The sequence below is a fragment of the Winkia neuii subsp. neuii DSM 8576 genome (assembly GCF_000420405.1).
Taxonomy (GTDB): domain Bacteria; phylum Actinomycetota; class Actinomycetes; order Actinomycetales; family Actinomycetaceae; genus Winkia; species Winkia neuii.
This window is the reverse complement of the sequence record NZ_ATUW01000018.1, coordinates 1-15,113: the sequence shown is the minus strand read 5'-3', so window position 1 is coordinate 15,113 and position 15,113 is coordinate 1. Positions and strand designations below refer to the sequence as shown.

The 15,113-nt window shown below is 50.7% G+C and carries 9 protein-coding genes and 3 pseudogenes; 7 read left to right on the top strand and 5 right to left on the bottom strand.

Going from position 1 to position 15,113, the window contains the following annotated elements:
- Window positions 1–444 (top strand): annotated as a pseudogene (locus tag G437_RS0110090) (hypothetical protein); the annotation flags it as partial.
- Window positions 441–683, top strand: a complete 243-nt coding sequence (locus tag G437_RS0110085; RefSeq protein ID WP_141752260.1) for a hypothetical protein — start codon at window positions 441–443, stop codon at window positions 681–683. The pseudogene G437_RS0110090 and the gene G437_RS0110085, both read left to right, overlap by 4 nt.
- 213 nt (window positions 684–896) lie before the next feature.
- On the opposite strand, the pseudogene G437_RS11675 reads toward G437_RS0110085, so the two are convergent.
- From G437_RS11675 to G437_RS0110070, 5 genes and pseudogenes are all read right to left on the bottom strand, one after another.
- Window positions 897–1,070 (bottom strand): annotated as a pseudogene (locus G437_RS11675) (leucine-rich repeat domain-containing protein); the annotation flags it as partial.
- A 15-nt stretch (window positions 1,071–1,085) separates the two neighbouring features.
- Complete coding sequence (locus G437_RS10720) at window positions 1,086–1,436, bottom strand: leucine-rich repeat domain-containing protein (RefSeq protein ID WP_081638957.1); 351 nt, start codon at window positions 1,434–1,436, stop codon at window positions 1,086–1,088.
- Between the two features lie 718 nt (window positions 1,437–2,154).
- Window positions 2,155–2,727 (bottom strand): hypothetical protein, encoded by a 573-nt coding sequence (locus G437_RS11590; RefSeq protein WP_024332426.1) that lies wholly within the window; start codon window positions 2,725–2,727, stop codon window positions 2,155–2,157.
- A 180-nt stretch (window positions 2,728–2,907) separates the two neighbouring features.
- Window positions 2,908–3,129, bottom strand: a pseudogene (locus tag G437_RS11670) (S8 family serine peptidase); the annotation flags it as partial.
- A gap of 415 nt (window positions 3,130–3,544) precedes the next feature.
- A complete protein-coding gene (locus G437_RS0110070; protein ID WP_024332425.1) occupies window positions 3,545–3,901 on the bottom strand; it encodes a hypothetical protein in 357 nt (118 codons plus the stop codon).
- Between the two features lie 173 nt (window positions 3,902–4,074).
- Between G437_RS0110070 and G437_RS0110065 the strand changes: the two genes are divergently transcribed.
- The 5 genes from G437_RS0110065 to G437_RS0110045 form a co-directional block, all read left to right on the top strand.
- The gene (locus G437_RS0110065; protein WP_024332424.1) at window positions 4,075–8,976 is read left to right on the top strand and encodes a S8 family serine peptidase; all 4,902 of its coding nucleotides are present in this window, start codon (window positions 4,075–4,077) and stop codon (window positions 8,974–8,976) included.
- Between the two features lie 159 nt (window positions 8,977–9,135).
- Window positions 9,136–10,977 carry a phosphoenolpyruvate carboxykinase (GTP) gene (locus tag G437_RS0110060; protein WP_024332423.1) on the top strand — a complete coding sequence of 614 codons (1,842 nt, stop codon included), beginning with the start codon at window positions 9,136–9,138 and terminating at the stop codon, window positions 10,975–10,977.
- A 295-nt stretch (window positions 10,978–11,272) separates the two neighbouring features.
- On the top strand, window positions 11,273–11,881 hold the full coding sequence (locus G437_RS0110055; protein WP_024332422.1) for a hypothetical protein: 609 nt from the start codon (window positions 11,273–11,275) through the stop codon (window positions 11,879–11,881).
- A 638-nt stretch (window positions 11,882–12,519) separates the two neighbouring features.
- Window positions 12,520–12,756: a hypothetical protein gene (locus G437_RS0110050; RefSeq protein WP_024332421.1), complete on the top strand. Its 237-nt coding sequence runs from the start codon at window positions 12,520–12,522 to the stop codon at window positions 12,754–12,756.
- Between the two features lie 195 nt (window positions 12,757–12,951).
- On the top strand, window positions 12,952–15,113 hold a 2,162-nt coding region (locus G437_RS0110045), incomplete at its 3' end, for a Rib/alpha-like domain-containing protein (RefSeq protein ID WP_024332420.1).

Here is a 15,113-nt window from a genome sequence, read left to right as displayed (position 1 = left end):
GGTGTTGATTGGGAGAAGGTGTGGTGGCGGTTTGGGCCTTTTTATTATAAGGAGGTTCGTTTTGATGAGGTGACTCATTTTGATGGGGGTGTGGAGAGGTATTTTTTGTATGCGGGTAAGAAGCGTATTCGGCTGAATTATGTGCGTTTTGATTTTACGTTGGTGTTGATTCGGCTGTTGGTGGAGTTGGATAAGCGAGCGTTTATGTTGCAGGGGAAGGGGGAAGATGCTCCGGACTATGAGGAGTGGGCTCAAGCTCATAGGGTTCGTTTGGCGCATGATGTGGTTGCGGATCATTGGAATTATTATGTGCGTTTTCCTGATGAGTTGGAGCGTATTCGGACTTTGGCGCATTTGCCTGCAGAGTGGACTGCCCCGGTGGATGAGTATCGGCGCCGTCTGGGCATACAGGTAGCCGAGAAGCCGGATGGTGAGGGTGCGTGATGGGGCAGGACGGCATGTCTTCGGGCACTAACGATTACGATTACCGTTCTTATAGGGGGGAAGCCTATTACGAACTGCATAGGGCTGGAGTTAAGGAGAATAAGAGGGAGCATTCTGCTATTGATGTGGGGGGTGGGATTGATTTTGGTGCTGGCAACCTTGGTTCGGTGGGCCAGCAGTTGCTGAAGCGTATGTCTGATTATCCGGATCAGCCCAGAACGCTAGTAACCGTAAAATAGCTCTTCCAATCACTATAGTGTGTATTCCATTAATGTGTTTTGTGTTAGGGGCTAATATTGCTTATTATGATCCTGCTGATCCGAACCATAATAGGGATTCGATAATTATACCTGCAGGCTTACTGGTTATATGTTTATTGTTTTTCTTGTATGGGGTGTTTTTTCGTACTGGTGTTGATTGGGAGAAGGTGTGGTGGAAGTTTCAGCGTATCTTTACACAATTAGATGTAGTTTGTGTCGTGTCAACTGGTTTGACTCAAAATCACTCGAACCGATCTTCTGAAGCCGTGCGGGCAAATTCGACTCTTTGAAATGGTTCGACTCGGAAGCTGAATACGATATTTCAGTTATCGTATCCGGCAGCGTAATGTACTCCAGTTTGTTGCCTACGAACGCGTTGTCCTAGATAGAATCTAAGCCTTCATGCAAAATGAGTTTCTTTAGGCTACTGCGCGCGAAAGCATTAGCTTTGACAATGGTTACTGCTGGAGGAATCTCAACTTTTGTCAAAGATTTCGCCTTAGAGAAGGCTAGAGCTCCAATCTGGGTGAATTTTGTATTGCGGGGCAACTTCAGTTCTGTGAGCGTTTCAGCTTCCTGGAATGATACTCTTCCAATGCTCTGGACAGTGTTGGGAATAATAAGCTGCTTTAGTTTGCGGTTGTACATGAAGGCATTGTCTCCGATATGGGTGAGGCCAGCGGGCAGATCTAGTTCGGTGATCGTCGCATTTTTGAATGCCCCCGAATAGATCTTCTCAACACTGGCAGAAAGCTTTAGCTTGAACTTTGCGGGGTGCCACTAGGTAGATTAGACGCCCCAACTCATTTACTGTTTTTACGGATAGTTCAAGCTGGCCATCCTTGAGATAGGGGTTGTTCCCGGCAGCGTAGAAGTAAACCGCACTAAGTTTGGAGCCGATGGGAGCATCGATGTCGATTGCTACGCCGTTGGCGGTTTTGGAATGCAGTATTGTGCCCCAAGGAGATTGTTATTGTCGTAATAGATAGATTTTCTGCCCGGTAGTTGTTTTTTCCTGGTGCTCTTCGTGGCGTTCCTCCTTGGCAGGCTCTAAAGAGAAGTTTAGGGTGCGGTCTTCTTCTAGATGAATTATTCGTTTTTCGGTCTGACACCCGGGGGCACCTACTAGTAGTTCGTGTTTACCTGGGGCGAGGTCGATACCATAGTAGCCATCAGGCCCGCGTTGTGCTTGTTTTCCACTGGCGGTATCTTTTTTGTTCGCCCTAATTGGTTTGGTTTCGCCCTCAGGTAACGCTTGAGTCAGTTTATGCGGGCGGCAGAGGAGGATGGGTTGCCTGGAGATATTCGCTTTTCAGCGTCACAGTAATGTCGTCTAGGTAGTAGCCATATCCTGCCACGGCGCCGCCAACTAAGATGAAACCGAAAACGTCGACAATTTTTCCGGCATATTTACTCAGGTCTATGCGCCGGGTTAGCCAACCTTTTGTGTTTAACGCGGTGGGGTAGTTGAGGATTTTTTCGTTTTTTGGTCGATTTCGACTTGGAAGCCTAAAACTCTGGCCTCCCAGTTTGCATGCTTTGAAAAGACCAGCTCTGGCAGTTCTTCTGGTTTTACTCCTCTTAGATCTATTGGAGGGAGAGTGAAAGTTGACTTTTCGGCGTTACCCATGCCTACTTTGCTCGGATTTAAACCTAGTAGTTTCTTCCCGCTAAGGGGCTCAGGGTCAGTTTGCAAATTGGCGGTGGCAATATGAAAATCACCGGCAGTGTCAATGCCTGCTTGGAGTTCTTCAAGGTCGTTGGCATACTCGCCAGGGATTATTCCATCTTTGATTTCTACTGAGGTGTTGGCCTTGTAAGTCCCACCCGTTCCGCTATGGGCGGTCAGCGTTAGCTGGTAGGTACCAGCTTTGGTGATCTTTTCGGCTGGGATGACCTTCCCTCCGTGTTCTACAATCCCGTTGTTGTCAGCTAGGGTCAAACTTGTTTTGGCGATCTGGTTTTTCTCGTCTCCGTTAATTTCTATGGGCGGGTCTCTACCAACATAGCCGACAGGCGGCACTACTAGGGAGGCTTTTAGTGCTGCGGGTTTGGCATTGGTGGTTATAGTTCCACTAATTCTTATTGTTTTACCTTGAGGTTTCCGGCTTGCGGCTGCTACCGCCTGGGGAGGCGGACCGGATTTGCACGCCAGGGGCGAGCACGTCAGGTTTGATGATGGTTTTTTCCACTTGCTTGGTCCGCGCCGGGAAAATGAGGCAGGATTCGCGCTGTTGTCGGAAGCTCCGACGGCAAAGACTTCACTTAGGGAGGCGGGGTTGTCGATTGATCCTTCTGGGGCAGCCTTGACTCCGTTGTTGCCTGAGCTGAAGACGTTGAGGATTCCAGCTTCGCGGATGGTTTTAGCTGTTTCTGTAAACCTGGGGTCAGTCTTATTCGTGCCGTCAGACCAGGATTGGTTAATGATTTTAGGAGCGCGGGTGGCATCTCCGTCCGGGGCTACACCTATACGATTTACTTGTCCTGTCCGCCTTGGCTCAGAACCGACTATGATTCCGGCGACGTGGGTTCCGTGGGTATCTGTTTTGCCGGTTTTTACTAGGTCTAGGTAGTTGCCTTTCAGCGTGTTTTGCCGGTAGCTGGGTTGTAACCTCTGAACTTGTGTCGCAATGCGGGGTGGGCATGGTCTTCGCCTTGGTCTATGAGTCCGATTGTTACGCCTTTTCCGGTAATACCCTCTTTCCAGACTTTATTGGCACGTATGCTCTTTAGGTTTTCTTCTATTTAACTGTCTGGGCCGGAGCTTGCACGGCTGTTCAACGCCGAGGCTGTTTTGGCGGGAGTGACGGGTTGAAGCTTTCTATTTGGGGTGATCTGGTCTACTTCGAAAGTCTTTTCACTTTGTCTAGGGTGGCTTTGGTCGTCTTTACCGCGATGGTGTTGGAGATCGGAAGGATGGTGAGGGATTTAGTGGCACTGTCTGCGCGCAAGATGGTAAGTGCCTCCTTCTGGCTTGCTTGGGCAAGTAGCCGTGCGTCTTTTAGTGCAACTGCCGCCTGAGGTGCGTTATTGCCGAGGGCGGCTCTAGCCTGTGGGATATGCCGGTCGGAGGCATTGTCGGCGAATGTTATGAGTACGTCTTCAAGGTTTCCGGCGCTCGTGATACCGGTGAGTGTGGTGGTAGCAAGTACGCCGATACTTACTGCAAGCAGCGTTGTCTTCAGACTATGTCGCATGTAGGTTAGGCTACCCTAACCTACTTTGTGCTAACATCGGTTTTCGTAGTCAATTAATAGGATTTTCACGGCTTTATAAAAGGAAAATTTGCCCGTTATATTGCCGATTTACCCCAAGTTTTTAGATTCCCAATCGCGCTGGCGCTTTAGGTAGCTTAAAGGGGTTCTTCAAAGTGATTACACAGAAGGAGGAGAAGAAAGTGCGTATAAAAACGGTGCTAGCAATGGCTGCTAGTACAACACTCGTAACTACGCTACTTCCAATAGGTTCCGTCTACGCAGCCCCAATCGATGGGCAGATAGCCGGCGGCGGTGGTAGGGAAGTAAAAGCTATCATCAAACTGAAAGACAACCCCACCCCACCGGTTCGTTCCGAGGCTCCAGCAGAAAAGATCGGACACGTCAACAAGCTGCGTCAGAAAACTCAGCATAGTCAGCGTCGCCTCGTTGAGCAGTTGAAAAATGGTAAGGCAAAAAATATCAAGCCATACTTCGTGGTGAATGCTGTTGCTGTCACAGCGAAAAAGTCTCTCTTGACTCAAGTAGCTAAACTTGAGGAAGTCGAAAAGATAACTGTCAATGCTAAGCGCAAACTAGACCCAGTAAAAGACGAAAAAGCCCGCCAGGATCGTTCAACAAGTACGCACATCCCCTGGAACATCCGCGCTGCGGGCGTAAGTAAAGAACTCCAAGACAAATACGGCGGCAAAGGTGTCGTAGTAGGGGTTATCGACTCCGGCGTCGACCTGAGCCACCCAGAGATTTCGGCCTCCTGGCGCGGAAACACTGGGGATAAAGCTGCAAGCTGGTATGACGCGTTAGGGGCAAGTAACAAGCCAGTAGATAAACGCGGGCACGGCACTCACGTTACCGGCACTATCCTGGGCTCGCACACTGGGGTCGCGCCGGGTGCAAAATGGATTGGCGCGCGCGTATTTGACGATAACGGCGAAACCAGTGATGACCGTCTTCTCGACGCGGCACAGTGGATGCTAGCCCCCAAGGATTCGAAAGGCGTCGCCCATCCAGAACTTGCGCCTCGCATTATAAATAGTTCCTGGGGAGGTAGTTCCCAAAGCGAATTCTTCCGCCCCGTGTTAAAGCAATGGCGCAGCGCTGGAATATTGCCGGTTTTTTCTGCCGGCAACCGCTCGGCCTCCAATAACGGGGGAGAAGGCTCCATCGGTACGCCGGCTTCCTTCCCGGAAGCGTTCGCAGTAGGAGCAATCCGCAAGGACGATAAAGTAGCAAAGTTTTCTTTGCGTGGGCCTTCAAAGTTCACTGATAAAGCAAAGCCGGATATCGTCGCGCCGGGCGTAAATATTCGCTCCTCGGCCCCCGGGGGCAAATATGTGCTCCACACTGGTACATCTATGGCAGCTCCGCACGTGAGTGGAGTTGCCGCTCTCGTATTGTCAGCTAACCCGAAACTAAATACTGATCAACTTGAGCAAACTCTTCTCTCGTCAGCTACACCGCTGGTAGACGAGACCTACGTTACCTCCCCAAATCACGGTTACGGGGCCGGTAAAGTCAACGCCGCTTTGGCAGTACAAACCGCCCTCGACGGTAAAAATGTAGCTAAAGTAAGCGGGAAAGTATACGTTCCCGGCAGCGACAAATCCGCCCCAACTATCACCCACACGCCGCTGAAGAACTTCTACAGGGGAGCAGCGGCAACCTTTAGCGGGCAAATATCAGACGACACCGGTCTTTCCCAGGCCTGGGTTGAAGTGCGCCGCGGTGGGCAGGATAAGTGGGAACGCCGCAGCCTAAAGCTCGTTCAGGGTAATAAAAAGAATGGCCGCTACGAAACAGAAATTACAGAAGCGGACCTTAAATCCGACTTGCTCACCTACAGGCTAGGCGCCAAAGATCGCACTGGCAAGGAAGCGGTGACAAAAGATTACGAGGTCTCGATAAAGAGCGGGGTTGGCATCGGCTATAAGGAAGATTTCGAGGCCGGTGCTGACGGATTCGAATATGGTGGCAAAACCCCCATGTGGAAGTGGGGTAAGCCCCCGAAGGCAGTGGGTGCCCACTCGGGAGAAAAAGCGATGGGAGTTGGCTTGAAAGGAGAAGGCTACTCCGGGTTAGACCAAGCAACCTTGTTAACCCCACCGATTGATCTTGACTCAAAAGGCGCTTCCCTTAGCTTCTGGCACTACTACGATCTAGATAACGCCCAAAGTGCCCTATTTGATACTGGGGAAGTTTGGGTTGGAGAAATACGAGATGATTCGGGGGAAATAACTTGGGAAAAACAACCTCAGCGCATCTACCGAAACCATCAGCGCTCCTGGAAGCAAGAATACTTAGATCTGAGCCCCTATAAGGGCAAACGCATTAGAGTCATGTTTGGCGTCAGAGGACAAGCAATGTCAAAGAAAGCGACGCCCGGCTGGTTTATCGATGATGTGAAAATTGAAAAAGCTACCACCGCCAAGCCAGCTGCACCTAGCGAGGATATAAATCTAGATTCCTATCCGGAGGGACGGACAATATACGAATTCAAGCCGCTAAGTGAACCAACTATAACTGGATACGCCCTCTATCGTTCCCACGATGGGGGACCTTGGCAAAAGGTACAAACCATTAGCCGTCAACAAGCCGGCAAGTACTCAACTCGCATAGCAGATTGGCCTCGCCCGCAAAAGGGCACCTATAGCTACTACGCGGTAGCGTTAGCCGGAGACGTGGAGTCTTCGCCCTCGAAGGTGCTAAGCAGAACCTTCAGCCAAGGCAAAGAAATTTATAGCTTCAACTTTGAAGATTCCGACCAGGGTTGGACGAGTGAGCCAGATGCCCAAGGCAACCGCTTTGAGCGTGGCATCCCGTCTATCACTGACGCCGAGAACCATGGTCAAGGCCCCAGCCCCCAGACGTCGAAGGGCAAGAATGAGGGTGCAAATGTTTTTGGTACGGTTCTAAATGATTTCCGCCACCCGAAGGCAACCTATCGGCTTACCTCGCCAAAGATTGACCTATCTGGCCGTGAGGGCGTGCAGATGTACTTCCAAAGCTGGTTTAACACCCAAGGTCGTAAAGGCAATGACGAATACGGTAGCTATGACAACGACCAAGGAAAAATTGAAGTCAGCAACGACGGCAGTACTTGGCACACAATTTTTGAGCTAAATGAAGCCACTATATCTAAAGATAAAGAACGCCGGGTAGGAGCATGGCATCTTGACCATGTAGACATACCGAAAGAATACCTAGGGGCAACGACACAGGTGCGGTTCACCTTACAGTCGGGCACCGACCAGAGAGATTCTCAATCGGGGGGATGGTACCTCGACGATGTAACTTTCAACGTACCAGGTGAAACAACGCCTCCTCCGCCTGTGAAGTCGGAGGTAGTCGCACACGAGGCAGCTGACATTCAGCTAATGCAAAGTGAAGGTACTAAGGCAGTTAGTGAAGGGCCAACGACTGCAGAATCGTGGGTTCCCGCCACTAGAGCGCATGTAAGAGTAGAAGGCGAGGGGAGTTCGTACCCTGTTGAAGAAGGCAGCGGAGATTACCGGCTAGCTACGCGGAGCGGGAATGTAACACTAGTTGCTTCGGCACCCGGGTATGCGCCTAAGAGGATAACCACCCAGGCGCAGGCGGATAAGGAAACTAAGGCTGACTTCTACTTAGAGAAAGTAGCGGTAAATAGCTTGAAGATCGATATAACTAATGCTGAGGCAAAGGTGAGTATCTACCAAGATGGGGAGGTAACTCCCGTATTTGCCGGACAGGGAAAATCTCTTACAGTCAAAGATCTTCCCGCTGGCGACTACACTTTGCGCGTTGAAGCTAAAGGCATGGCTACGGTCGAAAAACCGCTGAAGGTTACTAAAGAAACCAAGCCGCTCACCCTAACTATGAAAAAGGTGAAAGAAGGCCCTGAGGGCGAGCTTGCTTTAGACAATGGGCAGGCCGCTAGCGCACTGGACAGCCTAAATGCGGGTAGCACCGTAGCGGTGAAATTTAGCGCAAAGGAAGAAAGTAAAGTCAAAAAAGTACGCTTACGTCTAGCGGGTGTTAGTGACGATGTTGCTGAAACAGAGTTCGAGTGGGCTATATGGGGCCAAAATGACGCTGATGGGCTACCACAAAAAATACTGAGTGGCCCACACACAATGAAGGCTAAACCAACTGCGGCGAATCCCTGGGTAGAAATCGAACTTGCCACTCCGGTACAGGTAAAGGGCGACTTCTTCGTCTCCTACACCCAGAAGAAACAGCCCGCAAAAGGCGTAGCGCTTCTTGCAAAGGATTCCGGTAAAACAAAGAGTGAGCATTCGTATAAGCTCATAAATGGCGCGTTCCATGAAGCTGACGAAGAGGGCGAATACATGATCCGGGCCATGCTAGCCCCGATCGCGGAAGTAAAAGCAAACCCATCGCTAGCCGACGCCCCCGCGATTAGGGGAGTAGCCGGTATGGCGATCGCACCAGTAAAGGTAGCGATCGTCAATCCGGGTGGAGTAGGCAAGTTATCGTGCGCTATAGGTGGGGTAAAAGGTCTCACCGCGGCAGCAGCTGAGGATAACGCTGCATGCGTGATCACCGGCACTCCAGCTGCACCGTATGAGGGCACATACAGACTCACCCTAAGGTGGGGCGAAAATCAGAAAACCTCAGTCGAAGGTAAGGCAGTAATAACTGCCGCTATGCCTAACCCGGGAACCTCCCCTGGCAAGGTGGATGGAAGTACCCAGACTGAGGTACCCGGCAAGGCGGATGGAAGCACCCAGACTGAGGTACCCGGTAAGGCGGATGGAAGCACCCAGACTGAGGTACCCGGTAAGGCGGATGGAAGTACCCAGACTGAGGTACCCGGTAAGGCGGATGGAAGCACCCAAACTGAGGTACCCGGTAAGGCGGGCGCTGGTGCTAAAAGTGATAAACCGGCCACCGGCACTGGCGGAGGGGAAGAGCCGAGCAGGGTGGCGAAATCCCATAACCGAGATATTTCTAAACCGCTTGCCACTACTGGCGTTAGCTTATGCGCGACGGGTCTCTTCGCTGCGCTCATGCTGGCGGCAGGCTACGTGCTGCTAATAAAGCGGCGCACTAAGTAAGTGTAAGTGCCGCCACCTGCCATAGGTGGCGGCACTTTTCATAGCAAAAATAAAAGTATTTGGTCCTAGTACATGCAGCCTGCCTACCCTAGACTTAGAGGGCGCGAACAAAAAAGTTCGTCTGATCGAATCAATGTAGATTTTTGAGGGAGAGAATGCATGGACGTTACAAATAAGCTCAAAGAAGGTGGAATAACCAACCCTTATGTCATTGAGTATGTAAGCTATTGGTCGGGAATAACTGAACCGGACAATATTGAAGTAATAAGTGCCGCCGATGATGACAGACTTATTGAAGAAGGTTTGCGCTCGGGCGAGATCTTTCCCGCGGGCAAAGATCTGTACTATTCGCGCTCATACTACAAAGACACCGCTCGGTCCGAAGAGCGCACTGTAGTTGCCACGGCTAGCGAATCTGATAAAGGCGTTTACAACAACTGGCGTAACGCGGATAGGGTAGTTGCAGACCAGGTTGAAAAGATGCGGGGAGCCTCTAAAGGCAAAACCATGTACGTCATCCCCTACCTGATGTCTCCTCAGGGGAGCCCGCTAGAAGAATGGGCCCGCGGCGTTGAACTAACAGATAACCTGACCGTGTGCCTACATATGATCCGCATGGCCCGTGTAGGTGCCGAATACATCGAGAATGTGCCAAATCCAGACAAGTTCGTTCGTGCGGTGCATGTGACCGGCGATCTAGAAAACCTTGGCCAAGGAACGGATGACGATCAGCGTTGCTTCGCAACTATCGCCGACGAGCGCACGATTTTGCACTTCGGCTCTTCCTACGGCGGCAACGCCCTCCTTGGGAAAATTGCGCACGGCTTGCGCCAGGCCTCTTATGATGGGTGGGTTTCCTCGAAGTTCCTCGCTGAACAATTCCTCCTCATTGGCATTAGGGACAAGGTAACTGGAGCTCACTACTACGTTTGTGGTGGCTTCCCATCTGCATCGGGCAAAACTAATCTCGCTATGACACTGGCTCCCGATGGGCTCGGAGATCGTTACGAAGTTGACTTCTATGGTGACGATATTGTTTGGTTGCGCGTCGGCAAGGATGGGCGCATCTGGGGCATGAATCCTGAAAATGGGGCTTTCGGCGTGGCTAAAGACACGAACTGGAAGACGAATCCGACGGCTATGGAAGCAATTCAGCCTGGGACAAAGACTCTCTTTACCAATGTTGCCTACAACCCCACTCTGCAAGAAGTCTGGTGGGAAGGTAAGACCGAAGAGTATCCGGAAGATGTAACAGGGTGGCTGGATTGGCGCGGAATGCCTATAGCTGAGCGCCCACTGGAGCGGCAGCGCTCTAAAGCCAAGGGGGATGAGTGGGCTCATCCGAACTCCCGGTTTACTGCTTCTCTTGCGAACGTGCCCAACGTTGCCGCAGATTTCAACGCCCCCCAAGGTGTGCCCATCGATGCGATTATCTTTGGCGGACGTACCCGCGACCGCGAACCGCTAATTAGGGCAATAACAGATTTTGCTGAGGGCGTATATGACGGCCTAACTCTGGGTGCCGAAGCTACTTTTGCGGCCGACGGCAAGGAGGGGCAGTTGCGCTATGATCCGATGTCAATGCGCCCGTTTATGTCTTATCCAGAAGGGGACTACGCCGCCCACTGGCTTAACATTTTGCGCGAATCCACGGAAAGGCCGATCTTTGCGCACGTGAACTGGTTTGCCCGGGGTGAGGACGGGCGCTTCCTATGGCCGGGATACCGTGACAATCTTAGGGCGCTGCTTTGGCTGCTAGATCTTAAGGAAGGTCGCGTTAGCGGTGAGCAAACTCCCGTTGGAATCGTCCCGAAGATTGAAGAGCTAAACCTTGAAGGTTTCACCGGCTCCACGGAAGATCTGAAGGAAGTGCTGCGTATCGACAAGAAACGTTGGCTTGAAGAGATGGAGGCGCGCGAAGAGCATCTGAATTGCTTTGATTCGCTGCCGAAAGAGATTTGGGAAGCCCACCTGAGGGTGCGTAAAGCCCTAGAATCGTAAGGTTTGAAAGCGCCCAAGTAAACCCCCTGCTTATACGCGGGGGGTTACTTGCGTCACTATCTGGGACTAATTTGCCAAATAAACCTCTCACTCTTCCTAAGCTGAGCTTCTGAAAATGGCGAAACATTGGGAGGGCGATAAACGAAATAATGTAATAGCCAGAGTTGAATGAATATATTTTATTTAGTACCTAAAATATAGGGCCGTATTTACTGAGAAAACGCTATGAAGTTTTTGTAGTCTCGCTCGTGCGGGCCTAAAATTCGCTCGCAATTCCATCTAAGAAGGAGAAATTATGCGCAAGACTGCAAAGGTTATTGCGGCTGGAACTCTAGTGGTAGCTATTGCCGGTATGGGCCAGAGTGCCCTAGCTGTAGAAGTGCCCTCTGAGCCGCCAGCGGATGTACTAGCCGATCTAATTGATGCCCACAATGCCGAAGATGCAGCCCGCGGAATCCAGAAGCCGGCGGCCCCGGTGCCAGGCGAACAAGAATTGAAGAAGGAAGCTGAAAAGCAGTACAACGCTGAAAAGAAGGTCGAAGACGACTACGCAAAGAAGGTTGAAGCTGAATATGGTAAGGCCGCCGGCGAACAGGAACTGAAGAAGGAAGCCGAAAAGCAGTACAACGCTGAAAAGAAGGCTGAAGATAAGTGGCAGGCAGCTTGGGACGAGCTCTCCAAGAAGAAGCCCGAAGTAGAGAAGGACGAGCCGGCCACCAAGAAGAAGGTGAAGCCGGCAGCCCACAAGAAAGTGGTGCCCGTGAAAAAGGCTAAGGACAGCGTAATTGCCAAGAAGGCTAAGCTGGCTAACACCGGCTCGATGGCTGGCGTTGGTGCCGGCGTATCGATCGCCCTCTTGCTAGCGGGAACGGGAGCCTATGCCATCGGCCGCAAACGCGCCTAACGCAGATTAGAGCCAACAAAGCTGGCCATCCATAACGGGTGGCCGGTTTTGTTTATAAAATTGGAAAATCTGGTTATGGCATTGCGCTGGACCATCACCTAGCCAGCTACCGCTGCGCATATGTATGTGTAATTGACTCTGTATTGTCTGTAAATATTATTTGTCAGAGTTGAATAATCTAATGCGTTCCCAGTTTACTGTCATTAGTCTTGCTCGGTAGTTAAAAGAGTGGGCATTGTCCGTTGGCCTTGGCCAGTGAGCTTTTTCGCAAATCTGGCCGGGGTCGACTTATGTGCAAACTGAACTGAAGAATCCAAGAAATGGTAGTTGATTAATTGGCAGGATTACCGGTTTACTATTAGTTGTCTTTCTCGATAGTTAGAAAAGAGTAGACATTGTCCGTCGACCCTGGCCAGTGAGCTTTCCGGTAAATCTGGCCAGGGTTGACTTATGTGCGAAATAAAATAGAGACCCTAATAACTAGTAGTTGAAGCGTTAGCGGCAGTCGGATACCTTTGTTATGTATCTATTATTCCTGAGTCCTAGATACACTGGGCGCCACTCTTGGAAAACAGCGGTATCGCAAATCTGACACATAGGGGTGGCGCCCAGGTTCGAATTCTAACTTTACATTCGATATGCAAATAAAAATAATTGACGACACCGAAGCCGTGATCAATGGGGAAGTTACTGATTCTTTTGCAAAGATTGCGGAGTTTGATTATGACCGCGAAATGAGAGTTTTGAAAGTTGTTCGTCCGGACGGGCAAATCTCTTCCCGGCATTACTTTCTTGAGGGCGATCCGCACCTTGGCACTTTAAAAGATGTGGTCCGCGCCGCAGCAGTAGCGATCATCAGCCAAAATTTCAAGTAAAATTAAGTTTCAAGATCTTATTTAATGGGTTTTTATATAAATAAACTTTTCGGTGGATACTCTAAAGAGGTTATAGCGAGAAGTAAAAGTCTGTATTGGAGCGAGAGTCCTTTGCGTTCTTACGTGCCCCCCATAGCCTGTTGCCTCATTGCCTCCCTAGCCTGCGCCCTGCCTGCCAGTGCCAGCCATGGCAAAATGCCGCTCACAGATAAAACTGCTGCCATGATTGCCACTGGGCAAATACGCCTGCAGGATGGCAGGGTTGACTCGCTCTTGTATAAAAAACCAGCTCTGAAACCTGATGGCGACGATGATGGGGATGGGATAAAGAATTCCGCGGAAATATACACCTACACCTCTGGGAAGCGAACTTTTTACGCCTATAACACGCACCCAAGGCTCGAAGACTCAGATGGGGATGGCCTTATCGACTCTCAAGATAACTTCCCCTTGAAATGGGATATCAGCCCGCGCGACATGGCCTTGTTTATGGAGCTTGCCTACCGCGAAGATGACTACATAAAGCAGGTACTAAATCCCTCCGTAGCTCTATCGAGCAATTACGAGGGCAGGCGCGAGTATACGCTAATGCATAATGAGCTAGCTCCGTTCTGGCATATGCGCCGGTCATTTCACGAAGGTAACGGCTTTGACGCAGTGCTGTTTGAAAGCAGCTCCAAGTTTGTCCACCTGCCCCAAAACCAAGTACAGGTTCTTGCGGTTCGCGGGACGAAAGGACAGCTAGATCTAGACGACGATATCAACCTCTTCCTAGGCACAGAACCAGGTCAAGCCGGAAGTATGAGGCGGATTTTAGAGCTACTTAGCAAAGATGCCTCTATCAACAACCTTTATGTCACCGGACATTCGTTAGGTGGTCATCTGGCTATGCGCGGCCTGGTGGAAGCTGATAAGTTTGGGTTCGATTTTTACAAGAAGGCTTACACTTTCAACGCCCCCAAGATTCGTGGCAACGCCTTTAATAAGTGGTTATACGGCGTTGGTGACACGGCAAACAGGCTCACCAAAGAAGGGCGGGCCCAACACTTCATTGTCGACAACGATGGCACTATTGGTGCTGTTGGTACCTTCGACGGTGCCGTTAGTATCGGTACCTCCGGGCAGGGCCATGGCTCTAGGTCTTACTTCGAAGAACGCGTCAACTCTCTGGGCCACGGTTTCACCGTCGGTAAGCGAGCAAATATTCATGGCGATGGCTATAGGCAGCCCGGGGTCGGCGAACTTAACTTTGACCAGACTTTCAAAGATGCGGACGTCTACAAAATTGATGCCATCGGCAAAGAGATACTTGAGGGTGAAAAATCAAATCTTTCCGACGTGCTCAGGCCCGAACCGGCCTTACCAGAAGACGTATACATTCAAGATTTGACAGACTATAACGCGCTAAAGAAGGCTACGGCACGCAAAGAACCATATAAAGGGCTACTTAGGGTGGTCTTTGTAGATGGCTCGATGAAGACGATCGAGGTGCCAATAACCGTATTCAAGGCGGCTAACATGATCAAACCCATCGTGAAAATAAAACCGGAATCAATCATTCCAGAGGTTATTGAAGCTGGTGAGCCACTAGATTTAGAGGGCAACATTGCCAACTTGGACGAGGATGCAGCGATAACTCCGCTTGAAAAACTAGACACCTCAAAACCGGGCAAATACGAAGTAAAGGTAAAAGTAACTTTCTTATCAGGTGCCTCAAGGATTGTGAAAATACCAGTTACAGTGCTGGCAAAAGAACCAGAAATTGCGCCCGAGGATATAATCCCGGAGGTAGTCCGCGTAGGGGAACAGGTCGACTTCGATGGTAACATCGCAAATCTTCCAGATGATGCAAAAGTAACTCCGCTGCAAACTGTAGATACTTCTAAGCCTGGCAAGTACGTTGTAGAAGTACAAGTAACTTACGCCTCTGGCGTTACTAGGATAGTGAAAATTCCGGTAACTGTGCTAAACAACCTACAGGTAGATCCCCCAAGGCAGGAGGCGTTGCCTGAGGGGCACCCGCCTTTCTTTGTGCCCACGGTTGCGCCTAAACAGGAGGTATTGCCTGAGGGGCACCCACCTTTCTTTGTGCCCACGGTTGCGCCTAAACAGGAGGTATTGCCTGAGGGGCACCCACCTTTCTTTGTGCCCACGGTTGCGCCTAAACAGGAGGCGTTGCCTGACGGGAACCCACACGCTGCAGGGATGCAAGGCAAAGTCGACCGTAACCAAAAGCGTAAGCACGAAGGCGGGGGGAATAAACCTCTTGCCACTACTGGGGTAGCACCGCACGGCCTTCTGATAGGCGTGGGACTATTGTGCTGCACTGGCTTGATTGCCCTGCGGCACAAACGCCA